General features: G+C 70.2%; 22 protein-coding genes. 16 read left to right on the top strand and 6 right to left on the bottom strand.

The features are described 5' to 3' along the window. The first annotated feature begins 200 nt into the window (after positions 1-200). From AB0B72_RS16975 to AB0B72_RS16955, 5 genes are all read left to right on the top strand, one after another. The gene (locus AB0B72_RS16975) at positions 201-761 is read left to right on the top strand and encodes a YbhB/YbcL family Raf kinase inhibitor-like protein (protein WP_367739714.1); all 561 of its coding nucleotides are present in this window, start codon (positions 201-203) and stop codon (positions 759-761) included. A gap of 183 nt (positions 762-944) precedes the next feature. Then, complete coding sequence (locus AB0B72_RS16970) at positions 945-3,053, top strand: hypothetical protein (RefSeq protein WP_367739712.1); 2,109 nt, start codon at positions 945-947, stop codon at positions 3,051-3,053. A gap of 52 nt (positions 3,054-3,105) precedes the next feature. Further along, entirely contained in the window at positions 3,106-5,343 is a 2,238-nt protein-coding gene (locus AB0B72_RS16965) for a SulP family inorganic anion transporter (RefSeq protein WP_367739711.1), read from the top strand. Positions 5,344-5,434: 91 nt separating this feature from the next. Beyond that, positions 5,435-6,445: an NAD-dependent epimerase/dehydratase family protein gene (locus AB0B72_RS16960; RefSeq protein ID WP_367739710.1), complete on the top strand. Its 1,011-nt coding sequence runs from the start codon at positions 5,435-5,437 to the stop codon at positions 6,443-6,445. A gap of 44 nt (positions 6,446-6,489) precedes the next feature. Continuing rightward, on the top strand, positions 6,490-7,143 hold the full coding sequence (locus AB0B72_RS16955) for a type II toxin-antitoxin system PemK/MazF family toxin (RefSeq protein ID WP_367739709.1): 654 nt from the start codon (positions 6,490-6,492) through the stop codon (positions 7,141-7,143). A gap of 58 nt (positions 7,144-7,201) precedes the next feature. Here the strand turns inward: AB0B72_RS16955 and AB0B72_RS16950 are convergent, their stop codons facing one another. Further along, positions 7,202-7,948 carry a TetR/AcrR family transcriptional regulator gene (locus AB0B72_RS16950; RefSeq protein ID WP_367739708.1) on the bottom strand — a complete coding sequence of 249 codons (747 nt, stop codon included), beginning with the start codon at positions 7,946-7,948 and terminating at the stop codon, positions 7,202-7,204. A gap of 92 nt (positions 7,949-8,040) precedes the next feature. Here AB0B72_RS16950 and atpB point away from each other — a divergent pair, with 92 nt between their 5' ends. The 6 genes from atpB (at position 8,041) to AB0B72_RS16920 (ending at position 12,145) form a co-directional block, all read left to right on the top strand. Beyond that, the gene (gene atpB, locus AB0B72_RS16945) at positions 8,041-8,856 is read left to right on the top strand and encodes a F0F1 ATP synthase subunit A (RefSeq protein ID WP_367739707.1); all 816 of its coding nucleotides are present in this window, start codon (positions 8,041-8,043) and stop codon (positions 8,854-8,856) included. Between the two features lie 75 nt (positions 8,857-8,931). Continuing rightward, positions 8,932-9,216 (top strand): YiaA/YiaB family inner membrane protein, encoded by a 285-nt coding sequence (locus AB0B72_RS16940; protein WP_367739706.1) that lies wholly within the window; start codon positions 8,932-8,934, stop codon positions 9,214-9,216. 27 nt (positions 9,217-9,243) lie between these two features. Continuing rightward, positions 9,244-9,975 carry a hypothetical protein gene (locus tag AB0B72_RS16935; RefSeq protein WP_367739705.1) on the top strand — a complete coding sequence of 244 codons (732 nt, stop codon included), beginning with the start codon at positions 9,244-9,246 and terminating at the stop codon, positions 9,973-9,975. Between the two features lie 107 nt (positions 9,976-10,082). Further along, complete coding sequence (locus AB0B72_RS16930) at positions 10,083-10,625, top strand: dihydrofolate reductase family protein (protein WP_367739704.1); 543 nt, start codon at positions 10,083-10,085, stop codon at positions 10,623-10,625. Positions 10,626-10,683: 58 nt separating this feature from the next. Beyond that, entirely contained in the window at positions 10,684-11,268 is a 585-nt protein-coding gene (locus AB0B72_RS16925; protein ID WP_367739703.1) for a nucleosidase, read from the top strand. A gap of 115 nt (positions 11,269-11,383) precedes the next feature. Next, complete coding sequence (locus AB0B72_RS16920; RefSeq protein WP_367739702.1) at positions 11,384-12,145, top strand: alpha/beta fold hydrolase; 762 nt, start codon at positions 11,384-11,386, stop codon at positions 12,143-12,145. 22 nt (positions 12,146-12,167) lie between these two features. On the opposite strand, the gene AB0B72_RS16915 is transcribed toward AB0B72_RS16920, so the two are convergent. Further along, the gene (locus AB0B72_RS16915) at positions 12,168-13,511 is read right to left on the bottom strand and encodes a molybdopterin-dependent oxidoreductase (protein ID WP_367739701.1); all 1,344 of its coding nucleotides are present in this window, start codon (positions 13,509-13,511) and stop codon (positions 12,168-12,170) included. 410 nt (positions 13,512-13,921) lie between these two features. Here AB0B72_RS16915 and AB0B72_RS16910 point away from each other — a divergent pair, with 410 nt between their 5' ends. Beyond that, positions 13,922-15,640, top strand: coding sequence for a tetratricopeptide repeat protein (locus AB0B72_RS16910; RefSeq protein WP_367739699.1), 1,719 nt, complete (start codon positions 13,922-13,924; stop codon positions 15,638-15,640). Between the two features lie 26 nt (positions 15,641-15,666). Here AB0B72_RS16910 and AB0B72_RS16905 read toward each other — a convergent pair whose 3' ends face one another. Beyond that, positions 15,667-16,614, bottom strand: coding sequence for a helix-turn-helix domain-containing protein (locus AB0B72_RS16905; protein WP_367739698.1), 948 nt, complete (start codon positions 16,612-16,614; stop codon positions 15,667-15,669). A gap of 71 nt (positions 16,615-16,685) precedes the next feature. Here AB0B72_RS16905 and AB0B72_RS16900 point away from each other — a divergent pair, with 71 nt between their 5' ends. The 3 genes from AB0B72_RS16900 (at position 16,686) to AB0B72_RS16890 (ending at position 18,296) form a co-directional block, all read left to right on the top strand. After that, positions 16,686-17,018 carry a cupin domain-containing protein gene (locus AB0B72_RS16900; RefSeq protein ID WP_367739696.1) on the top strand — a complete coding sequence of 111 codons (333 nt, stop codon included), beginning with the start codon at positions 16,686-16,688 and terminating at the stop codon, positions 17,016-17,018. Positions 17,019-17,135: 117 nt separating this feature from the next. Continuing rightward, entirely contained in the window at positions 17,136-17,642 is a 507-nt protein-coding gene (locus AB0B72_RS16895; protein WP_367739695.1) for a hypothetical protein, read from the top strand. Positions 17,643-17,819: 177 nt separating this feature from the next. Beyond that, a complete protein-coding gene (locus AB0B72_RS16890) occupies positions 17,820-18,296 on the top strand; it encodes a lamin tail domain-containing protein (protein ID WP_367739694.1) in 477 nt (158 codons plus the stop codon). 159 nt (positions 18,297-18,455) lie between these two features. Here the strand turns inward: AB0B72_RS16890 and AB0B72_RS16885 are convergent, their stop codons facing one another. The 3 genes from AB0B72_RS16885 to AB0B72_RS16875 all read right to left on the bottom strand — a co-directional run bounded on the left by AB0B72_RS16885 (position 18,456) and on the right by AB0B72_RS16875 (position 22,579). After that, positions 18,456-19,115, bottom strand: coding sequence for a dihydrofolate reductase family protein (locus AB0B72_RS16885; RefSeq protein WP_367739693.1), 660 nt, complete (start codon positions 19,113-19,115; stop codon positions 18,456-18,458). A 64-nt stretch (positions 19,116-19,179) separates the two neighbouring features. Continuing rightward, entirely contained in the window at positions 19,180-19,950 is a 771-nt protein-coding gene (locus AB0B72_RS16880; protein WP_367739692.1) for a helix-turn-helix domain-containing protein, read from the bottom strand. A gap of 175 nt (positions 19,951-20,125) precedes the next feature. After that, positions 20,126-22,579, bottom strand: a complete 2,454-nt coding sequence (locus tag AB0B72_RS16875) for a ricin-type beta-trefoil lectin domain protein (protein WP_367739691.1) — start codon at positions 22,577-22,579, stop codon at positions 20,126-20,128. Between the two features lie 702 nt (positions 22,580-23,281). On the opposite strand from AB0B72_RS16875, the gene AB0B72_RS16870 reads away from it, so the two are divergent. Next, positions 23,282-24,075: alpha-L-fucosidase (locus AB0B72_RS16870; protein ID WP_367739867.1), on the top strand; the 794-nt coding region annotated here is incomplete at its 3' end.

Raw genomic sequence — 24,075 nt, 5'->3', positions numbered from 1 at the left:
GATTGTGGCGGAAAGCGCCCGGCGGCGTCGGCGCGTGCGGCCTACCTGTGGACAACGTCCGCGACCCTGCCCGCAGGAACGGTCCGGCTGCGGGATCGAGCGGCATGTGCCCAGGTCGGAGAGGCGCCAGGGGTAGGGAACGGCACGGATCACCGCGATCCGGTCGGGGCACCATCGCATTCCGCGTAGCATCAACGGGCATGGGGTCGCTGAGTAAAGCCGCGGTCACGCGGGCCGCCGTCACCGTCACGGCGGTCACGCTGGCCGCGTCGGGCTGCGGAATCCTGGGCGACGGTTCGTCCAGGAACCTCGACGTCATCAGCGTGTCGAGCCCGCGGTTCAGGGACGGCGCCCCCCTGCCGCACGACTACTCCTGCGAGGGGAAGCTGGGCAACCCGCCTCTCCGCTGGTCGGGAACGTCGGGCGCCAAGTCGGTGGCCCTGGTGGTCGACGACAGCAATCCGCGTACGGGTTCGGAGGTGCACTGGGTGGTGTTCGACATCGATCCCAACACAACCGAGCTCGGTGAGAGCGACGTCCCCCGAGGCGTGGGGGGCGGCTTCGCCAGGCAGGGCAGGACGACGGCCGGGAAGGTGGGCTATACGGCCCCCTGCCAGGCCGAGGGAAGCTACCGTTTCACTGTCTACGCCCTCAACGCGAAACTCGATCTCAAGCAGGGCGCCTCCCTCGCGGAAACCCTGGACGGGATCGCCGCCCACACCATCGCCCGCGGACGCCTCACGGCGGCCACCATCGGGTGACATGCTGAGCACCGGAGGTAGTCGTGCTACACCAATCTTCGCCTAGGGTGTGACAACGGTCATTGTGGTCGAGCAGAATCGGATCCAATTGCTGAGCGCAGGTGGTCATGAGGGGCAGGTCGCGTCGATGGCCGCGCGATCTCACCGGCGCCGCAGAAAGGCCATGGCCTTGAGGGTGGTGCTATGACTGCGGTCATTTCGGGTCTTGTCGCCGTCGTGCTCCTTGTGCTGCTGGTCGTGGCACTGGGCATGCGGTCGATGAACCGCAGGGAGAGTGCTCTCTCGGCCGACCGGCTGAAGGCGATGGCCGAGAACAAGGGTCCAAAGCCCCGCCGCCCCGCCGAGGAGACCTTCTTCGAGAGCTTCCCCGCCGGATTCGACGCGTTCGAGGAGCCGCAGGAACGGGACGCGCCGAAACAGCGCGCCGGCTCCTCCCGTCCCGCCCCCCGCCCCGGAGGCCGGCAGGCCCGCCCCGCGCAGCGCGGGGGCAAACAGCCCGCCGCCCCGCGCGGGAAGCGCGGCGTCGACGAGTGGGGCGAGCCCGACGACTACGACGACGACTACTGGTCCCGCGTCCGGGCCGACGACGGGGGCTTCGGCGGCAGCATCGCCGCCCGCATGGCCACCCCCCGCCCGCTGACGACGGACCCCACCGGGATGCCCCGGGGCGACAGCGCCAAGCCGCCCCGCACTTCCCCGGCCGACGCGTTCGCCGAGGCCGGCGACCCCGACGCCGCGACCGTCCAGGGCCATCTGCCCCCGCGGCCCGCCGCGGCCGGCCTCGCCGATCTGGTCGAGCCGGTCCGGCCCGCCTCCGCCATGGCCGAGCAGAAGACCGTGACGTTCTCCGCGCCCACGCCCGACGTGCTCGGAGTGCTCGGGACACCGGCCGGCGCCCCCTCCACGGGGCCGATCGGCTCCGCGTCCACCGGCCCGTTCGACGCCGGCCTGCCCGGCGGCCGGTCCGCCGGTTCCAGCGGTTCCGCCGCTTCCGGCGGGACGGGCCCGTTCGACGCCGCCCCCGCCGGCGACCTGTTCGCGACGTCCCCGGGCCCTGCCGCCGCCCCGTCGGGCCGGTCCTCCAGGCCTGGCCGCTCCTCCAGGTCCGCCAGCCGCCGCGCCGCCGCCGCGTCCGCGGAGGCGCAGGGCCGTACGAGCGGATCGTTCCCGGCTTCCGCGAGCACCGGGCCCTTCCAGGCCTCGCCCAGCACCGGGCCGTTCCAGGCCTCTGCCGCCACCGGTCCGTTCGACTCCCCGGCCGGCACGGGTTCGTACGAGATTCCCGGCGGCACCGGCGCGTACGAGGCTCCGGGCGGCACAGGGCCGTTCCAGGCCTCAACCGGCACAGGGCCGTTCCAGGCCTCAACCGGCGCAGGGCCGTTCCAGGCCTCAACCGGCACAGGGCCGTTCGAGGCCACCCGCACGTCGACGGGGTCCTACGCCTCGGGCTCCTACGACGCCGGCCGCACCAGCGGCTCGTTCCCGGCCGTCACCGGGGCCGGCCCCTTCGACCTCCCCTCCACCCCGCCGGTCGACGCCCTCGGCTCGGTCTCTCCCGCGGGCGACCCGCTTGCTCCCCGCACCGACTCCTTCGACCCCTGGTCGGCGTACGAGGCGCCCCGCGGCACCACCGGCCCGTTCCGGGCGGCGGACACCGGCTCGTCGTACGCCGTGACGCCCCCGGCCGACCTCCCGGCCTCTCCGGCTCCCGTCGGCGAGCCGGAGTGGCCGGCGGCCAGTGGAAGCTATCCCGCCGCGTCTTCCTCTTCGCCCTCGTGGCCTTCCCACGACGTTCTGGACGACCCGGAGCCGCCGCGCGGCGCGTCCTCCTGGCCCAACGCCGAGACTTATCAGACCCCGGCGTACGAGGACTACTCGGCCGGTTACTCCGCCGGCGGACACACCTACGGCTCCGCTCCGGCGTCCCCGGCACCCCCGCCGTCTCCTTCCTCGTCGTACGAGGTGAGCGCCGGCTGGGCGACGATCGACGAGTCCGACACGGTCACGGGCCGCGGCTCGGGCCCCGGAACCCCGGCGGGCCCCCCGCCGGCGGTGTCGCCGTACGAGTCCGCCGGGTACGACGTCCCCTCGGGACAGAGCACCTACGGGTACGACCAGCAGCCGGGGTACGGCGCCGGCACGGGCGGGCACCCGTCCCTTCCGGAGCAGAACACGAGCGGGAGCTGGCCCTCCTACGACGAGCTGTACGGCGACGAGGCCTCCCAGGCCGCGGCGGCCCGCCGGGGCAGCCACCGCAACCCCGAGACCGACTATCCCGACTACTACCGCTGATTTTCCCTTTCCCCGCCTGACCATGGGGCGATCCCTGCCGTAGGGTCGCCCCATGACGCGCTGTAGTCGTTCCATCTCAGGCGGTAACCGGGCATCGGTGCTCAAGCACGATGTGCCGGCCTCGCTGGTGGTCTTCCTGGTGGCCGTGCCGCTGTCGCTGGGCATCGCGGTGGCCTCCGGCGCGCCGGTCGCGGCGGGACTGGTCGCCGCCGTCGTGGGCGGCGTGGTGGCGGGAGCCCTCGGCGGCTCGGTCGTACAGGTCAGCGGCCCGGCCGCCGGTCTGTCGCTGGTCGTCGCCGAGCTCGTCCACACGTACGGCTGGCGGGCCACCTGCATGATCACGTTGCTGGCCGGGCTGGTGCAGCTCGCCCTGGGGACCCTGAAGGTGGCCAAGGCGGCGCTCGCCGTCTCCCCCGCCGTCGTCCACGGCATGCTCGCCGGCGTCGGCGTCGTGATCGCGCTGTCGCAGCTGCACATCGTGCTCGGGGGCAAGCCCCAGCGTTCGGCGCTGGAGAACATCGTGGAGCTGCCCGCCCAGGTGGTGCACAACCACAACCACGCCGTCATGATCGGTGTGCTCACGATCGCGATCCTCGTCGTGTGGTCGCGGCTGCCCCGGCTGCGGGCCGTGCCCGCGCCGCTGGCGGCCCTGATGGCGGCCACGCTGACCGCGACGCTCACCGGCTGGGATCTCACCAAGGTCGACCTGGGCGGCGGGTTCTCGTCCGTCGAGGGCCCCCTGCTGCCGCAGGGCGACTGGCACGCCATCGCCGGGGCCGTCCTGCTCGTCGCCCTGCTGGCCGCGGTGGAATCCCTGCTCACGTGCGTCGCGTCGAACCGTCTCCACGACGGCCCGCGCGCGGACCTCGACAAGGAGCTCACCGCGCAGGGCTTCGCCAACCTGGTGTCCGGCGCGCTCGGCGGGCTGCCGGTCTCGGGCGTCGTCGTCCGGACCACCACCAACGTGCGGGCGGGTGCGCGCAGCCGCTGGTCGACGGTGCTCCACGGCGTGTGGGTGCTGCTGTTCACCGTGGCGTTCGCCTGGATGATCGGGCTCATCCCGCTGGAGGCCCTCGCCGCGCTGCTGCTGTTCATCGGCGTGCAGATGGTGAACCTCGCCCACGCGCGCAACCTGCGCGGCCACCGCGAGGTGCCGGTCTACCTCGTGACGATGGCCGGGGTCGTGGTGATCGGGCTGGCCGAGGGCGTCGTGATAGGGCTCGGGCTGGCCGCGCTGCTCGCCCTGCGCCGCCTCGCCTGGGTGTCCGTCGACGTACGGCAGGCCGCCGAGCGCCGCTGGCGGATCGTCGTCACCGGGTCGCTGACCTTCATCGGCGTGCCGCGCCTCACCGAGGCGCTGGCGGCCGTCCCGCCGGGATCGGCCGTGGAGCTCGACCTCAGCCTGGACTTCATGGACAACGCCGCGTTCGAGGCGCTGCACGCCTGGCGGCTGGAGCACGAGCGGAGCGGCGGCGCCGTCGACATCGACGAGGTCCACGGCGAGTGGTACGCGGCCGGCGTCAGCGGCGCCCGCGTCTTCCCCGCGAGGATCCCGCCCCGTCACGACCGCTGGTGGCTGCCGTGGGCGGACCGGCGCCGCTCCCACACCTCGCCCGCCCTGAACGGCGGCCCGGTGATCCACGGAGCCGAGGCGGCCCCGGGTGAGACGGCGGCGGACCTCCTGCGCGGGACGCGGGAGTTCCAGCGGCGGACGGCGCCCCTGGCGCGGCCGCTGTTCAACCGGATGGCCCGCCGGCAGACGCCCTCGCATCTGTTCATCACCTGCGCCGACTCGCGGGTCGTGCCCAACATCATCACGGCCAGCGGGCCGGGCGACCTGTTCACCCTGCGCAACATCGGCAACCTGGTGCCGCGCGCGTCGTGCTCGCCGCCGGACGACTCGGTGGCGGCGGCCGTCGAGTACGCCGTGAAGGTCCTCAAGGTACGGACGATCACCGTGTGCGGCCACTCGGGGTGCGGGGCGATGGCCGCGCTGCTGGACGAGGTGCCGGAGCTGCCCGGGCTGCGGAGCTGGATGCGCCACGGCCGTCCGAGCCTTGCCCGTTTCGTGGACTCCCCCGCCGGCGACGACGCCGGCCCGCTCGACCGGCTCTGCCGCGTCAACGTGATCCAGCAGCTCGACAACCTCCGGACGTACTCGTACGTGGACGCGCTGGTGCGGGCGGGGAAGCTGGAGCTCACCGGCCTGTACTTCGACATCGCGTCGGCGCGCGTCCATCTGCTGGACCGGGAGCGCTTCACTCCGGTGGCGGAGCTGCGCACCGGCTGAGCGGGGGCGGAGCCTTCCGCTGTCAGCGGAGTCCGTCCGCCCGCGGTGAAACCCCGGCGACACCGCGGCGGGACGGGCGAAGGATGGCCGCATGAGATTACTGGTGATAGGTGGTTCGGTGTTCCTCGGGCGGGCGATCGTGGAGGAGGCGCTCGCCCGGGGGCACGAGGTCACGACGTTCAACCGGGGCAGGAGCGGGGCGGACCTGCCGGGCGTGGAGGCCGTGCACGGCGACCGGGAGGTCCACGCCGACCTGGAGCGGCTCGTCGAGGGCAGGCGGTGGGACGCCGTCGTCGACGTGTGCGGGTTCACTCCCCGCGTCGTGCTCGACTCGGCGCGCACGCTGTCCGGGCACGCCTCGCACTACACGTTCATCTCCAGCATCTCGGCGTACGCGGACAGGCTGGAGACGCCGGGCATCGACGAGAACTCCCCGACCTTCGAGTGCCCGCCTGACGCCGGGGCCGACGACGGCGACTACGGCGAGCTCAAGGCCGGGTGTGAGCGGGCGGTGGAGCAGTACTTCGACGGCGGCGCGCTGGTCGTCCAGCCCGGACTGATCATCGGGCCGCACGAGAACGTCGGGCGGCTGCCGTGGTGGCTCACCCGCATCGCGGCCGGAGGGCGCGTGCTCGCCCCCGGCGATCCGTCCCGGCCGATCCAGCTCATCGACGCCCGGGACATCGCGGAGTTCACCCTCGACCACGCGGAGAAGGGCACGACCGGGCGTTTCCTGAACGGAGGGGTGCGGGGCAGGGTGACGTTCGGGAGCTGGCTGGAGGAGTGCGTGGCGGTGACCGGGTCCGGCGCCGAGCTGGTCTGGGTGGACGACCGGTTCCTCGTCGACCAGGGCGTGGAGGAGTGGACCGAGCTTCCCCTGTGGCTGCCTCCCGTGTATCCGGGCGCCTGGGACTTCTCCTCGGCCAAGGCCGAGGCCGCCGGGCTCACCTGCCGGCCGCTCGCCGAGACCGTACGCGACACCTGGGAATGGCTGAAGGACATCCCCGTGGACGAGCGCAGCTTCGGCTCGGCGCGCCTGAGCCACGGCATCGACCCGGACAAGGAGGCCCGCATCCTGGCCGAGTGGGACGCCCGTCCCTGATCCCGCGTCCCCGCCGGGGGCGGGCCCGACGTAGGCTGGCGGGCATGCTCTGGGTGGTCTTGGTCGTGGCTGCGCTCGTCCTGCTCGGTGGCCTGGCGGCGGTGTGGCGGCGCGGCCCGGCCGTACGCGGACGGAGGGGCGCCCCGCCGGCCGGGCGCGGGGGGACTCGGCGCGGCGCGGGCTCACGGGGCGGCCGGGCCGCGACCGGTCCCGGCCGTGGCGGGCAGGCGGGGACCCGCTCCACGCGGGGAGGCCGGGCGGGAACCGCGCGCGGTGACCGGGCCGGCGCGGGACACGGCGACGGCCGTCGGGGGACGCGAATCCCCGGGCCCTCGCGGCGCGGGAAGAGCGCGGGCGGCTCCGGCCCGGACGCTCCGGCGCAGGCCGGCCCGGCGCCGGGCGAGATCTGGTGGGCGGACGTGCCGTACGAGGACGCGCCGGGATCGAAGGTGCGCCCCTGTGTGGTGCTCCGGGCCTACCGGGGCGGCGCGGAGGTACTGAAGATCACCAGCCAGGACCGCCGCGACCGCTCCGACCACATCGAGATCCCCACCCGCACGTGGGATCCCGACGCCGACCACAACAGCTTCCTGGACCTCAGCGGGCCGGTCCACGTGGCGTCCGCCTCGTTCGACAACCGGGCCGGCGTGCTCGACTCCCGCGCCTGGACGCAGGTCCGCCGGATCCACGGGGTCTGACCGGCGTCGTCCACATCGGCGGCACCCGGCCACGGCGAGGGGGAGCCCGCCGGCCGCGTCAGGCCCGATCCGGGGCCGGGCCCTGCCGGCGCGCGTCGAGACGGGCGGCGAGCCCCGCCAGGAGCCCGTCGAGCCCGTAGGCGAACCGCTCGTCGGCGTCGATGTAGTCCCGGCCGCCCTCGGTGGTCATCCGCTCCAGCATCGGGTGTTCCCCGCTCGCGATGACCGACTGGATGTACGGCAACTGCAGGGCCATCCACTGGACGAGGTCCAGCCCCGTCCGCCGCATCGCCTCGCGGTCGGCCAGCTCGCTCTGCACGAAGCCGTGCACGTAGGCGAACACGCTGCCGATCATCGTGAGCATCTCGTTGACGCCGAGGCCGAGGCCGTCGAGCATGTGGAGCGCGCTCTCCATCACCCGCAGCCCGTGGGGGCTGGGCTGCTGCCGGCTGGCCACCAGCGGCGCGATCCAGGGGTGGCGGGTGATCGAGCGCCGTACGTCCCAGGCGAGCGTGCGGAGGTCGGCCGTCCATTCGCCGGTGAGCACCGTGCCGTCCGGGAGGTACTCCGCCAGCACGGCGTTGATCATCAGGTCGATGACGTCGTCCTTGCCCGACACGTACCGGTAGAGGGACATCGTGCCGGCCCCAAGCTCGGCCGCGAGCCGCCGCATGGAGATGGCGTCGAGCCCCTCGGCGTCGGCCACCCGCACGGCGGTCTCCGCGAGGCGGGCGCGGCTGAAACCCGGCCGGGGTCCCCGTGCCGGGTGCTCGGGGCGCATCCAGAGGTTCTCGCGAGCGGTCATTTCCCGGTTGCCTGCTTCGACGACGTATTGCGTACACCGTACCCGGTGGATATCGTCGAACCGGCAAACTGAGTACGCCGTACCCAGTTCAGGTGTCACGACGGACGAAGGGAATCGCCGTGCCCGCCACCCTCATCGGAGACGACTTCCGCGCTCCCGGCGTCGAACTGCTGGACTTCCCCCCTCTCTGGGAGGGCGCGCCGAGCTGGCTGAACAAGCCCGCGGTGCTGGCCGCCACCGGAGTGCTCGTCGTCTGCGCCCTCGTGTGGAGGGCGTTCGCGCGGCCGCAGCTCGTCCCCCGGGGGCTGCAGAACGCGGGCGAGTACGGCTACCTGTTCGTGCGCGACCAGATAGCCCGGCCGTTCCTCGGCAAGGACGCCGACCGCTGGATGCCGCTGCTGCTCAGCCTGTTCTTCCTGATCCTGCTGTGGAACCTCTTCGGGGTCGTCCCCGGCGTCCAGTTCCCGGTGAACTCGCACATCGCCTTTCCCGCGGTCTTCGCCCTTGTCGTCTACGTGATCAAGATTTATCTGGGCGTACGGCACCACGGGCTGCGCGGCTACCTGACAGGACTGATGTTCCCGCCCGGGCTGCCGAAGCCGCTGGCCATCGTCTTCTTCGCGCCGATGGAGCTGCTCTACACCTTCGTGACCGCGCCGTTCACCCATGCCGTGCGGCTGTTCGCCAACATGTTCGCGGGCCACCTGCTGCTGGCGTTCTTCAGCGCCGCCGGGTTCTGGTTCCTGTTCGAGCAGCCGACCGTGGCAGGCCTCCCCGTGGGCGTCCTCAGCGTGGCCGCGGCGACCGTCCTGACGGGTTTTGAGATCTTCATCCAGTTCCTGCAGGCGTTCCTGTTCACCATGCTCGCCGCCATGTTCATCGGCGGCTCGATCAACCCCGGACACTGAGCGTGGGCCGTACTCATCGGTAACTTAAGTATCGGTGCTCAGGATCGGAGCCGGCCGTCCTCGCAGGATGGGCGCATGACACAAACGGTGAAGCCCACCACGACGACGGCGTTTCACGCGCAGGCCGTCATCTCGTTCGCGGTGTCCTTCGGCGCCCTCGCCGTGGGCATCACGCTGCTGCCCGTCAGCACCTGGATGCGGTCGTTCCTCGCCATCGGGTTGCTGTACGTGGTGACCTCGTCCTTCACGCTGGCCAAGTGCGTACGCGACCGGCAGGAGGAGGCGAACGTCGTCAGCCGGGTCGACCAGGCACGGCTCGACAAGCTGCTCGCCGAGCACGACCCCTTCCGCACCGACTGACCCGCGCCGGAAGTGCAGAATGACCAGATGACTTCCGCCACGCAGGGGCCGGGGGAGCTCGCCGGCGCGTCCTCCCCCGAGGCCCTGCACTACTACTCGCTCCTGCCGGAGCCCGGGCAGGCCGAGGGCCTCGTCGTCGAGGAGTTCCTGTTCGCCGCCGATCACACGACGGTCGGCCTCGCCGGCGCCGGATGGACCGCGGGGGGAGGCTGGTGGAGCTCGGCGGCCTTCATCCGTGGCATGCGCACCGATCCCCGGCTGCGCGCCCGGATCGCCGCCGTCCGCCGCCACGAGGCCGAGGACGTCTATCGCAGGCTCGGCGGGGGTGAGCTGCCGGACGAGACGGCGCTGCGCACCTACTTCCGCGACCACGACGTGCTGCCCGGCTCCGCTCCCCTCCTGCTCAGCGCTCCGCAGGCCCCCGACGGGTTCCGCGAACGGCGGCTCTACCGCGTCCTGTTCGCCAACGAGCTGGGCGAGGACCGCCTCGCTCGCCTGCGGGACGTCTGGCGGATGGCGGCCCCCGGCGACTCCGCCGATCCGCGTGCCCGCGTGGTCGGCACCGCGCGCCTGCGCCTGGCCTCCGACGTGTTCACCTGGGATCTGCGCCGGATCGGGCCCGGCGTCGCCTGGTGCCTCGACGTGACCGCGTACCTGAACAGCCCGTCCGGCGGCGCCCTCGGCCCGCTGCTGCGGGAGCTGACCACGGTGATGCGTCACGAGGGCCTGATCCCCGTGACGATCGAGCGCTTCTCCTGACGCCCGTGGCCGCCCATGGAGACGACGGCCGCGCCTTCCTGCCGCACCGATGAGTTTCCACGCGATCCGCCGTCCCAACGAACAGGAGAACTCAACGGAGGTCGATCATGGGGAAGTTGCTGTATTCGGGCACCATGTCGCTGGACGGCTTCATCGCCGGGCCGGGCGGCGACATGGGCTGGCTGACCGCGCACCTCGGGCCCAATCCGGCGGTGGACGAGCTCATCGGGGACATCGGCGCCCTCCTCGTCGGCAACCGCACCTTCCGGGGCGACGACCCTCACAAGGGCACGGCCAAGGAGGGCAAGCCGTTCGGCGGAGGCTGGAGCGGGCCGCAGTTCGTGCTCACCCACCACGCGCCGGACACACCGGTGCCGGGCGTCACCTTCGTCGGCGACCTCGGCAGCGGTGTGGCGGCGGCCAAGGCGGCCGCGGGAGACAAGTACGTCAACGTCCTCGGCGCCGACATCGCCCGGCAGTGCGTCGACGCCGGCCTGCTCGACGAGATCTTCGTGTGCGTCGCGCCCGTCCTGCTCGGCGACGGCGTCCGCCTGTTCGACCACCCGGGCGGGAGCGAAGTGCGGCTCGAACGCCTCGGCCTGACCCAGGCGCCGGGAGCGACGAACATCTGGCTGCGCGTCATCCGATGAGCCGGAGCGGGGGCCACCCGGCAGTGAGTCACCGAGCCGGAGCACCTACCGTATGGCCATGGAACTCGTCGGTGAAATCACGGCTGACCGGCCACTGCTCGTGCTCGCGGTCAAGGAGGAGGCACAGTTCCTCGGCACCGGCCTGCCGATGCTGCTCACCGGCATGGGCAAGGTCAACGCCGCGGTCGCGCTGGCCACCGCCCTCGCCCGTGGCCCCCGCCCCTCTCTTATCGTCAACCTGGGCACCGCCGGAGCGCTTCGTCCGGGATGGACGGGCACCCACGTCGTCAGCACCGTGATTCAGCACGACCTCGACACCGGCCTGCTGCGCAGCCTCACCGGTGAGACGTACGGAGCGGCGCTGACGCTGGACGGGGACGGCGGCCCGGTCCTGGCCACCGGCGACGCCTTCGTCGCGGACGCCGACGCGCGCGATCGCCTCGCGGCCCGGGCCCACCTGGTCGACATGGAGGGCTACGCCCTGGCGACGGCCGCGGCCCAGGCAGGTGTTCCGCTTCGCATCGTCAAGCATGTCAGCGACGAGGCGGACGAGGGCGCCGTCAGGAGCTGGCGCGAGTCGGTGGCCGGCTGCGCCGAAGCTCTGGCGCGGTGGACGGCCCGGCACCTGGCCGGCCATTTCTGACCGCTCCGTGTCTCCGGACGGCGCCGTTCGTCGAGCCCGTCCGGCCCGGGTGCACAGGCTTGCCCCCGGGTGAAATTCGGATGTGCGCCGGGAATCGGACCTCTAGGTTGACTCAATGACAATCGCTCATGATGTGGCCGGAAGCGGCCCGGCGGTGGTCCTGCTGCACTCCACGGTGTGCGACCGCCGGATGTGGGATCCGCAGATGGAGGCCCTGGCCGGCGCCGGCTACCGCGTGGTGCGCTGCGACCTGCGAGGATTCGGCCGGACTCCCGTGCCTGACAGGCCGTACGACAACGCGCAGGACGTCGTGGACCTGCTGGATGTCCTCGGCATCGAGCACGCGGCACTGATCGCGAGCTCGGGCGGCGGGCGGGTCGCGCTGGAGATCGCGGCACGCCGGCCGCGGCGGGTGACCTCGCTGGCGCTGCTCTGCACCGCGATGGCGGGACACGAGCCCGGTCCCGAGCTCAAGGCGTTCGGCGAGCGCGAGAACGCGCTGATCGAAGCCGGTGACATCGCCGGGGCGACGGAGCTCAACGTGGAGACCTGGCTGGGCCCCCACGCCGACGAGGCGACCCGGGAGAAGGTTCGCCGGATGCAACGCCACGCCTTCGAGGTGCAGCTGGCCGCCGTCGAGGAATTCGAGCAGATCGAGACCGATGCCGACCTGTCCGCCATCACGGCTCCCACCCTGATCGTCTCCGGTGCCCATGACCTCGCGGACCTGCGGCAGATCGCCGTCCGGTTGTCGCGCCGGCTCGCCGGCTCCCGTCACCTCGAACTGAGCTGGGCCGGTCACCTGCCCAGCCTGGAGCGCCCCGACATGGTGAACCCCCTGCTGATCGGCTTCCTGCGGGAGACAGTCACCGGCTGAGCTGTTCTCCGGTGGCGCCCCGCTACGGCATGTCGCGGGCAGGCAGCACGATGACGTCCAGGGGGGCGTGCCCGTTGTAGCCCAATCCGTGTTGATTCCACACGACGTCCTCGGGGCGAGGCTGGACGTTCCCGGCCTTGTCCCTGGCGCGTGACATCACTCGGTACTGTCCCGGTTTCGCCCCCCGCCACCGCACCTCGAAGCGCACCCACATGAAGGGCTCCGGCGTGCCGAGGAGCCTCGCCTCGCGCCACGGCATCTCGGGAACCCATCGGCCGGGCGTGACGAGCCTCTCCACGGCGACGTGGACCCGATCGACCGCCCCGGCGCCGGACCAGGCGCGCCCACGGAGCGTGATGTCGCCGGGCAGGAGCGTGATCTCCGGGTTGTGCTCGATGGCGCTGCGGACGCGGCCGACGGTCGGACGGACCGGCGTGGGATAGGCGGGCCCCGCGAGCACCTGGTTGGCCTGCGGACCCGTCACCGGAATGCGGCGCCTGGACGCTTCGATCGTCCCCAGCCACTTCACCTGGGTGTTGCCGCCCCACCCGGACAGCAGGAGCCGCAGCGGATGACCGTGATCGACCGGCAGGTCCTGCCCGTTCATGCGGTACACGAGCAGGCTGTCGTCCTGGAGGGCCTTCTCAGCCGGGACGACCTCCGAATAGTGGACCACCCCTTGGGCGGTGGAGATCTCGTCCAGGCCCGTGAACTTCACATCCACGGGGCGGTCGACGCCGGCCGCCGCCAGCACGTCCTTGGCCCGTGCCCCCGTCCACTCGGCGGCGCCCACCGCGCCGAAGTGCCATTGGGTGAAGCCGACCGGCAGCCATCGCCCTCCGGCCCCGGAGGGCGGAAGTTTGGGGAAGAAGGCAGCGCAGTTGGCGCCGCAGTCGAGTGTGCGGCGCAAGGTCACCCGAGGGAGCGCCAGCAGGTCCTCGTACGAGAACGATCGGGGGCGGGTGAGCGCGTCGCCGGTGAGCGTGAGCCGCCACGTCCGGAGGTCGATGTCGGGCGGGCGCGCTCGATTGTGGATGTAGAACCGGTCGTTGGGGATCGTGTCCCCATCCTCGCGCTCCGCCCCGTGGAAGACCGCCCGGCCGGCCGGGCCCCACTTCATCTCCTCCGAGCCGTTCTCGCGGTGGATGAAATACCAGGACGGCGTCTGCTGGACGACGAAGTTCGCCTGCCCGGGGGGTGGCGGCGCGAAAGCCCCGGCGCCCGTTGACGCTTCGCCGATGAGGACGGATCCCGCCGCGCCCGCCGCCGAGTACATGAGGAACCGGCGGCGCGAGCATGCTCCCTCGGATTCTCCCGCGACGTCAGAGGCGGCGTCGGTCCGGTCCTGCGGACGGTGCGATTCCATGAGCCTCACCCCGCTGCCGAGCAGATCTTAGGAGGATTCCCGCCAGGCTTTCACGACAAAAGGCGCAATAGAGACATTTGCCGTCTCATAGGTGGGGCTTGCCCGGAAGGGCGGCGCAGTCCCGGCGGGAGCGGACCGGTGAGATGCCGCGCACCGGTGGCCCGGACGCCGTCGCGACCTGTCCTGCGATCAACGCACGGTCTTGATCAACGCACGGTCTTGAGGAGCAGGCGATACGAGAGAAACTCGATGTGTGAAAGAGCGCTGATGTACTGTGACGCCCTACAGCGACGACGTTCACCGGAGATGTGATGACGCCCGCTCGCCCGGCCGCGCGCCGCAGCGTTCGCGGCGCTGCCGCGCGCAGGCCTGCGGCGCCACCACAGGATCGTTCCCGGCAACGACTGATCGTGTTCTGCATTCTCTTGGCCGCCTTCGCCGTGCACGCCAACGGCATCGGCAACGGGTTCGTCTATTTCGATGATCCCGAGAATGTGGTGAGCAACGCGCTCATCCGGGAAATCAGCTGGGCCAACATCGGCCATTGGTTCACCACCCCGCTCCAGTTCATGTATACGCCGCTGGTGTACCTGTCGTACGCGGTCGACTATCTGTTCGGCCAGGGCGCGATGGGCATGTATCACTTCACCAACGTGTCGCTGCACCTGACCAACGTGACGTTGGTGTTCCTTCTCATCCGCAGGCTGACCGAGCGGCCATTCGTCGCCTGCTTCGTGGCGGCGGCGTTCGCGATCCACCCCGTGAACGTGGACACGGTCGCGTGGATCTCCACCCGCAGCAACCTGCTGGCCACGCTGTTCTCACTGGCCGCACTGCTGGTCTACCTGCGTTACCTGAAGTCGCTGAACTGGCAGCCGCTGGCCTGGTCGGTGGTCCTCTTCGGGCTGGCCACACTGTCGAAGTCGACCGCGGTCGCGCTTCCCCTGGCGTTGTTCCTCATCGACCACTTCCGGGGCCGGAAGCCGGCCTGGCGCCTGGTCCTGGAGAAGATCCCGTTCTTCGTCGTCGCCGTGGTCATGGGCCTGGTCACGCTCGACGTGCGGCAGGACGTGGTCCCGCCGCACGACTACACCCTCCTCGACCGGATCTTCCTGGCCTGCTCGGCGCCGGTCGACTACCTGGTGCGGCTGGTCTACCCGTTCCACCTGTCGCTCGCCTACGAATACCCCGGCGAGAACCTGCCCTGGTATCTCTACCTGTTCCCCCTCGTGCTGGCGGCCGGGGCCGTGGCTCTGTCGCTGGTCAGGCCGGCCCGCAAAGTCGTGCTGTTCGGGCTCGGGTTCTTCGCGATCAACATCGCGCTGCCCCAGACCGTCCTGCTCATCGACAACTACCACGCGAACAGATACGCGTACCTGCCGTATGTCGGCCTCTTCCTCATCGTGGGGCACTTCGCGGACAAGGCGCTCCAGCACCGTAATCGCAATCTGCGCGCCGGGACGATCGGGGCGATCGCATTGTTCGCCGTGCTCTTCGCCACGCTGTCGATCATCCGGAACACGACCTGGAAGAACACGGAAACCATCATGAGCGACGCCATCGCCAAGGAACCCGGCGTGGCGTTCGTGCACAACAGCCGGGGAATCGCCAGATTCCGCGACGGCGACTACGCGGGTGCCGCGGCCGATTTCCAGCGCACCACCGAGCTCGACCCGGACTTCATGCTGGCGTACCACTATCTGGGCATGATCAAGTACACCAACGGCGACTACGCGGGAGCGCTCGCCGAGCTCGACTATGTGGTGTCACGGCTGCCGACCTTCGCACCCGGCTACAGCGAGAGAGGCAAAACGAAAATCGCGCTCAAGGATTACGCGGGTGCGCAGCAGGACCTGTCCATGGCCATCACCTACGACCCCAATCTGGCGGAGGCTTACTACCTCCGGGGAGTCGCCGGGATCGAGCTGGGCAACCCGCAGGGGGCCTTATCCGACCTGGACGTGGCGCTCCGGTTGTTCCCCGGCTACGCCGACGCCTATTACCGGCATGGTGTGGCCAGATCCCGGCTGGGTGACACCGGCGGCGCCTGCGCCGACTGGAGCACGGCGGCGTCCCTCGGCAGCCCCGACGCGGGCAGGTCCATCGCCGACAACCACTGCGCCGGTTGACACTCCAGCCGTTCAGGGGGTCGTCATCATGGCTTGGCCTGGAACGCCCGCCGGTAGGCGCCCGGCGTCGTGCCCAGCATGTTGAGGAAGCGCCTGCGGAGGTTGGTGGCCGAGGAGAGACCGACGCGGCGGGCGACGGCGTCCAACGGAAGGTCGGAGCACTCCAGCAGGTCCCGGGCGGCGGCGATCCGCTGGGCGAGCAGCCACTGCCCCGGGCTGGTGCCGAGCTGATCGGCGAACCGCCGGGCGAGGGTACGCGCTGAGACTCCCGCGTGCGCGGCCATGCTCTCGATGGTCACCGGTTCGCCGAGTCTCCCGCTGATCCACTCCAGCAACGGCGCGAGTGTGCCGTCGATCTGTGCGGGGTGTGACGGCGCCGAGTACTGCAACTGCCCGCCCTCGCGGTGGGGCGGCATGACCATGGCGCGTGCGATGTGCGCGGCGTACCAGGCGCCCTGGTCACGGCGGACCAGGTGCATGCACAGGTCCATGCCGGCCCCGGCGCCGGCGCTGGTGGCCACGTCACCGTGGTCCATGTACAGCACGTCCGGGTCGACCCGGACCTGGGGGAAGCGCGCGGCGAGCTCGTCCGCCAGCGCCCAGTGGGTGGTCGCCTGCCGTCCGTCCAGCAGACCGGCGTGCGCCAGCGCGAAGGCGCCGGAGCAGATGCTGACCACCCGCGCTCCGCGGGAGTGCGCGCGGCGCAGTGCCCGGACGACCGCGGGTGAGGGTGGCTCCTCGACGGGCAGCCAGCCCGGGATGACCACGGTGTCCGCCCCGTCGAGTGCGTCCAGTCCGTCGGTCACGACCATGTCGTACCCGGCGTACGTCGCGACCGGGCCTGGGCGCTCCGTGCACACGCCGAAGGCGTACCGCGCCGGAAGCCCTGGCCGCTCGATCCCGAACACCTGGGCCGCGCAGGCGAGTTCGAAGGTCGATTGCGGCGGGCGGACCAGCGTCACCACGCGATGCATGGCGCGAAAGTACCGCATGATGTCATTCCTGACACTCGGCGGGGCGGCGGATCAGCCGCCAGGCTGTCCCCATGACGACAGAACGGAACACGCCCGCCTGCGTGTGGTCCACCGTCCAGGACGCCCCGGTCCACGAAGTCTTCCCGGGAATCCGGGCGCGGCCGCTGTGGAACGGGGACAACGGCGCGAAGGCGGCTGTGCTGGAGATGGACGCGAACACCCGCTGGCGGGGAGTCGACGTCCACGAGCCGGGTCCCGAGGAGGTCTTCGTGGTCTCCGGCGTCTTCAACGACGGCGAGCGGGCCTACCCGGCAGGCTCCTTCATCCACGCCCCCGCCGGCAGCTCACACGTCCCGCAGACGACGACGGGCTGCACGCTGTTCCTGTTCTACCCGGAAGGGTAGATCACCCAGCTTGACGCTCCACGGCCCGGCTCAAGCTCGCCTCGTGATCCGGGAGCGCTTCACCCCGCCCACGGGGGCAGATCACATCCACGGCCGAAGCACTAGTCTTCGAAGACCATGAAACGACAGTACGAGCGCACCAGCCGGCGGATCGACTCCGGGCAGATCGATCCCCCGCTGCGGGCGGCCATCACCGCGCATGCCGAGGCGAACCAGCTCGGCGACGTCCTTGGAGACGCGGTCGCCTGCTGCGAGACCCGCAGCGTGCGCCTGTCCAAGCCGGGGCTGCTGGCCCGGATGACAGGGTCTGGCGACCCGGACACCGAGCACCGCTCGGTGGCGCTCTACACACCGGGCTACCTGATCATCGCGATCACCGGGGTCAACCGCGGCACGCACGTACGGTCCGCCCGGCTGGACGGTGTCAGCGCCGGTACGTCCGCGCTGGTCGCGCAGTTCGGGCAGGTGGACGGCGAGGAGAGCGGCGTCAGCGTCACCGGCCTGTGGTCGGGGGAGACGCGGGACGCCGCGACTTCGTTCTATCTGGGGCTGGGCGGCGACGCCGACGGCAAGGCCTTCCTGACAGGCCTGCGCGCCGCGATCACCACCGCGAAGACCAAATAGCCTCACGTACGGCACGCCGGTGGGCAATGTCCGGATTTTCGCGTAAGCCCGGATTTGCGTGCGGCGGAGGAGACGAGTTCGCCGCGAGCGTCAACGGAACGGCGCTCCGCGGCCAACCGGCAGGCGAGGTCGGCCGTCTCACTACCGCCCCATCTCTTCCAGTTAGAGGACTCCAAGGTGCGCGCTCTCCCCCTGGTGCTGTCCGCTGCCGTCGCGGCTGCGACGCTTCTCCCCGTCGTGCCGGCACAGGCCGCCGCACTCCCCGCGGTCCAGCTCGTGAAGATCTACTACAACTCGCCGGGGTCGCCGGACAACGGTGCGAACGCCAGCCTGAACGGGGAGTGGGCGCAGATCAGGAACACGACCAGGAAGGCGATCAGCCTGAAGGGGTGGACCCTCCGCGACAAGACGAGCGCCGCGGATCACGTCTACACCTTCGGCGCGTTCACCCTCGGAGCCGGGAAGACCGTCACCGTGCGGACCGGCAAGGGGACGAACACCTCCACGACCCGCTACTGGGGCCGGTCCGGGGGGACGTTCGCGTACATCTGGAACCAGACCTCGGACACCGGATATGTCAGGAACCCGTCCGGCAAGCTGGTGGACTCCTGCTCGTACAACAGCTCCAAGGTCGCCTTCAAGAACTGCTTGTAAGCCCCGCGCTCGGCTACCCGGCCGTGATGGATGGCTCCCGCGAAACTCCTCCGGCACGAGGAGACAGCCGCCCATCAGTTCTGGCCAAGAGCGCGGTACGCGCCCGGTGCGCCAGACCGGTGCCCGACGCCGGTGATCCGAAGCCGTCAGGCACCGGTGTCATTCAAGGACCGTCGCCGAGCGCCCCTCGTCTACGGTGTACGCACCCGCGGAGATCGCGCCGAGGCTCTCGGGGATGAGGGTCAGCGAGACGACGCCGCCGGGCAGTACACGCGAGCTCTCTTCGACGGCTGCGAACGTCGCGGGCGTCGATCCGTCCGGGATCAGGCGCTTCCCCGTCCCGACGACGACCGGGAACTGGAGCAGCCGGTAGACGTCGACGAGTCCTGCCTGGTGCAGCGTCTGCACAAGCTTCCAGCTTCCGTGAACCTGGAGTTCCTTGCCGGGAAGCTCCTTGAGGCGGCGTACCTCGCCGGCCAGGTCGCCGCGCAGGACCGTCGTCGGGCTCCAGTCGGCTTCCTCGTCGGTCAGTGTCGAGCTGACGACATACTTCGGCAGCGTGTTGAGCTTGGTGGCGATCAGGTCGTCAGGGTCGGTGACCTTCGGCCAGTACCCGCCGAGCAGACCGAAGCTCGTGCGGCCGAACAGGAACGCGTCGGCCTCTCGAAACCAGCTCTCGACGACCTCATCGGTGTGCGCCGAGGCGTGCGGGACGAGCCATCCACCACGGTCGAAGCCGCCTGAGCGGTCCTCGTCGGGGGCTCCGGGTCCTTGCATGACACCGTCGAGACTGACGAAGGTGTTGACACTGAGCAGCACGGTTCTCCTCCGGGATTCGGGTTGCCGATAGCCGGCCAGGGCTGGCGCGGCAGGCAGGCCGACGTTAGCTCCCGGGCTCAGGATGGGTCTTGTACAGGAACGACATCGCGGCACGTCCGCCCGCCTGCAGCTCGCCCGCGGTGTGCCCGACGTAGCGACGTAGCGCATGTGCGAGGTGGGCTTGATCGAAGTACCCGAGCGTCTCGACGACCGTGCGCCAGTCGTGGCCGTCGCGCAGCATCGTGGCTGCGGCGTTCGCACGGTCGATCTGCGTCACGGCGGTTTGCGACAGTCCGGTGATCGCGCGGTAGCGACGCTGAATGGTACGCACGGTCGGGCCGGCCTCGGGAAGCCCGGCGACGTGCTCGTCGCCCCCTAAGCGCGATCGCACCAGCAGACCCGCGTCGTGCAGCCGCCGGACGAAACGCTCGACGTTCTCGTACGTCGGCGCCTCCCAGTCCTCGCCGCCGATGACGATTCTGCCCGAGTCCGTCACGGGGAACGGCACGTAAGCGTCAGTGATCGAGGCTGCGGGATGCGGCCGAACAACCGTGCCGAGTGCGAACCGTACCCCGAGGAACTCGGTGTCCGGCGGGACCGGTGCGGTGGTCGCACTCGTCTCCGGCCCGCGCAGGCCGGCGAGCAGGCGTCCCCGCGTCCGCGAGATGATCAGATGGCAGCAGGTACGCGCCGCGGATGTCATCGTCTCCTCGGCTTCGCTGCGGGTGCGCCACACGCGGTCGACGACGCTCGCGTCGATCTCGGTGTCGCGATGCTCGAACCGCAAGGCCATGGTCTGCTCAGTCTCCAATTTGCTCAGGTTCTCCTGGAGCATAGAGACAGCGACGACGAGGGCCTTCGCCTGCCCGGTGCGGAACAGCGGCGGCTGACCTGCACATAGCCCGCCGCCGGCGTGGTGGCGCCGGCGGCGAACCCATGCCCTCCTCGGACATTCCGGCCGGCACCGTCAGGAGGACAGGTGGCTCCTGACGGTGCCGGTCGGTCATCGATCAGCTGCGCGTGCTCCAGCGCTGGTTGGCCTGGCCGTTGCACGACCAGAGGACGATCTTCGTGCCGTTCGCCGTGCCGGCGCCGCTGGCGTCCAGGCACAACCCGGACTGCACGCCCGCTATCGTGCCGCTGGAGTTGAGGGTCCACTGCTGGTTGGTCTGGCCGTTGCAGTCCCAGATCACCACCGCGGTGCCGTTGGCGGTCCCCCGTCCGTACGCGTCCAGGCACTTGGTGCCGCCGTAGACGGTCAGCCGCTTGGTCGCGCTGTCATAGGTCCACCTCTGGTTCGTCCCGCCGTTGCAGTCCCACAGCTGCGCCTGCGTGCCGTTCGTCGTGCTGGAATCGTTGATGTCCAGGCACCGGCCGGACTGGGCCCCAACGATCTGGACGTTCTGCTGACCTCCTGGTGTCGGGGTTGGGGAAGGTGACGGCGACGGGCTGCCGGTCTTCTCGATGCCCGCCGCCGCCATGACGGCCTGCGCGGCGGCCGGCCAGTTGCCGTTGGTGACGAGCGTGTTGTTGCCGATGACGTTGCCCCGCTGGCCGTTGGTGAGGCCGAAGGTCGTGCTGCTGGACGTCCAGTTGCCGGTGACGGTGAGGTTGCCGGTGTTGTTCTTGTCTCTGGTGTTGGCGGTGGCCCAGGTGCCGATGTCGGCGAGCACGTTGCCGGAGGCCGTCCAGTAGCGGGCCCCCTCGTCGAAGTACAGGCCGTACCAGTTGTTGATGCTGTGGCAGTAGTTGCCGCTGATGACCGCGCCGGGGTTCGACGACAGGGTGTAGACGCATCCACCGTCGGTCATGAGCTGCATGGTGTCGTGGATGTTGTTATCGGTGATCTTGTTGTTCGACGCGGTGGTGGGCGTGGTGTAGCGCGGCTGGTAGTTGTACAGGCCGCGGTCGGCGTACTCGTCGGCGCCGCCGGCGTCGTTGGCGCCCCAGCCGAAGCCCACGTTCAGGCCCGAGTACGGCATGTTGTAGATCTCGTTGTGGCTGACGGTGGCGTTGGTGACGTAGGTGGGCATGAACGAGGTGCTCGCCCGGTAGTCCACGCCGACGTCGTGCAACAGGTTGTTGCTGATCGTGATGTCCTTGTTGACCATCCGCGGATCGCTGGGGTGGTGCGCGTCGGCCTGGACACCGCCGGCCACGATGCCGTTGGCCGCGATGCGGGCGAAGACGGACCTGGTGACCGTGATGGAGCTCGCCCCCAGGCCGACACCGCTGGCATGCGCGTTGGCGTCGTTGCCGATGCCCATCGCCGTCTGCCCCAGGTCGACGAACTGGTCGTCGCTGAAGGTGATGTTGTTGGCCGCGGAAACCTGAACCGCTCCCGGCATCTGCTTCCAGTTCGGCCGGGTCGCCTCGAACTGCTGGCAGCCGACCCAGCAGGAGTTCAGCCGGTCGGCGGGCCAGTTCCAGGTGCCGGAGACGTACGTGCCGGTCTGCTGCTCGGCGTAGCCCTGGTTGCTGCTGGGCCCCAGCCAGCTGGTCCCGCTGAACGTGATGCCGGAGAAGGAGATGTGGTGGGCGGGAGCGTCGTACGTGCCGCCGATGTCCACCAGCGACTGCAGCACCGGGAACTCCACGGTGGCGGTGTTCATATCCTGCCCGGACAGGGGCTTGTAGTAGAGGACGCCGGTCGTGGTGTTGACGTACCACTCACCGGCGGAGTCGAGGAACTCGTAGGCGTTCTCCAGGTACATCGGGCCCGCGCGGCCGGGCCTGGCCATCGCGTCGTACCCCCAGGTGTTGTTGTTCCACCCCGGCTGCTGCATCGTGATGACGTTGCCGCTGATGCTCTGCACGGGCGAGTACCGGTCGGTGAACGAATTGATCGTCCTCAGCTCGACGCGGTTCTGGTTCGCGAGACTGTTCAGGTAGCTCAACGCGCTGTTGCTGAACGTCAGCCCGCTGTTGGTGAAGGTGAAGTCGTTCCGGTTCACGGTGGTGCGGGCACGCGTGGCCGGGATCCCGTTGACGTACAACTGCCGGGTGTCGACGCCGGCGCCGACGTTGGCCCGCCAGATGTTCTTCCCGGCGTCGGCGACCGACCAGCCGGTGATCACCTTCGCGCCGCTGATCACCGGGTGAGCGGACGGAGCGGCCTGCCATACGACCCGGTACCCGTTGCCGCCTGAGTCGGCGGCGGTCAACCGCAACGGCGCGGTCAGCCGGTACGCGCCATCGGCCAGCTGCACCACGATGTCGCCGGACATGGAGCTGTTCAACGACCGTACCGCCGTCTGCGCCGCCGACGGCGAACACGGCTGAGCCGCGGAACATGCGGTGCCGGTGCCCGACGGTGAGACGTAGAGCACGCTGGTGGCCGCGGCTGCGGACGTGGCGCCGACGCCGAACACGGCAGCGCCGACCAGCGCCACGGCGGCGGCGGCTCCTCCCACCCGCCTGCGGAGCACGGCGGGTGGGAGGGCGATCCCGACCGTCGTCAGCACACGACGACGATCGAGTCCGAGTGAAAACCGAAACATGACCGACCTCTCGACAGGATGCGCCCGACATATGCGGCACGGCAGGGCCCGATGGTGCGGACAGCACATATGACGTATGACGTCTCGTCAAGCCTTCGATGCTCGCTTGAGCGTCCCGGGCCGCCAGCCGAGGGCGCCATCCTTCCCACCGGCGCCCGGCACGAGTCGCCACTGGATGCCGCGCAGCACCAGGGAGAGGACAAGATCCACGATCGGTGTCGAATCGATTCGTATGCCGCGATTAGCCCACCTAACCAGGCTCGATAAGCCTGCTCATCTATGAGTGGGGCCGCTTCCGACGCCGGACGCGCTTCTGTCGTCCACCAGGGAACCGCCGCTTCCTGGGGTCGAAGTCGCGCCGAAGACAACCCGTCTCTTACGGATTTCGCCGGGATAAGGCCGACAAGATTACGCGTAATAAGTATGAACCTTTCATCGGAGCGTCGCCTCACCTGGAACGCCTGCGCGAGGAAAGCCTTGCCCCCTGCCAGCCCAGTCCCCGAGGCCATCGACCCCGCTCAAGGCCTATGCCGAGCGTCGACGCCACGGCGAGAGCCGGTGCGCAGAACATGCCGTCTTGACAGGACAGGCGTGATTCCTACCGTGTGGTGGTGACGCGATCGAATCGATCCGAGCGGACCATCGACAGGAGTCAGCGTGCCCCCCATGAAGCCGTCGCAGTTACGTAGACGGACCGCTCTGACCGGTTCGGCCCTGCTCGTTGGAGCCCTTCTGACGGCTCCGGGCCTGACCGCCCCGGCCGATGCCGCGCCGACCACGTATCAGCCGACCTGGGCGTCGGTGGATCAGCATCCGGCCGCGCCGGAATGGTTCCAGGACGCGAAGTTCGGCGTGTACTGGCACTGGGGGGCCTTCGCCACGCCTGAGTACGGCACCGAGTGGTACCCGCGGACCATGTACATCAACGGCTCACCCGAGAACACCCACCACAAGAGCGTCTACGGCGACCCCTCGACGTGGCCGTACAACAACTTCATCGACGGCGCGCGGGACAAGGCCGGCAACTTCGTCCAGTTCGCGCCGAAACTCAAGTCCGCCGGCGGCGCCTTCGACCCCAACGAGTGGGCGCAGCTGGTGGCCGACTCCGGGGCCAAGTTCGCCGGGCCGGTCGCCGAGCACCACGACGGCTTCTCCATGTGGGACAGCCAGGTCAACGAATGGAACTCCGTCGACCGCGGCCCCAAGCTCGACCTGGTCAAGCTGTTCGCCGACGCGATCCGGTCCAAGAACCTGAAGTTCCTGGTCACCCTGCACCACCTGTACAACTTCACCGGCTACTACGACCACGTGCCCACCCAGCCGACCACCACGCTGAAGAAGCTGTACGGCCAGCTCGGCAACGCCGCCGAACAGCAACTGTGGTACGACAAGCTCAAAGAGGTCGTCGACAAGTACCAGCCGGACATGATCTGGCAGGACGGCGGCCTCTACCTCGTCGA

Source organism: Microbispora sp. NPDC049125, from assembly GCF_040802045.1.
In the GTDB taxonomy this organism is placed as follows: domain Bacteria; phylum Actinomycetota; class Actinomycetes; order Streptosporangiales; family Streptosporangiaceae; genus Microbispora.
The sequence above is the reverse complement of the archived record's forward strand: the minus strand, read 5'-3'. Positions and strand labels throughout refer to the sequence as shown.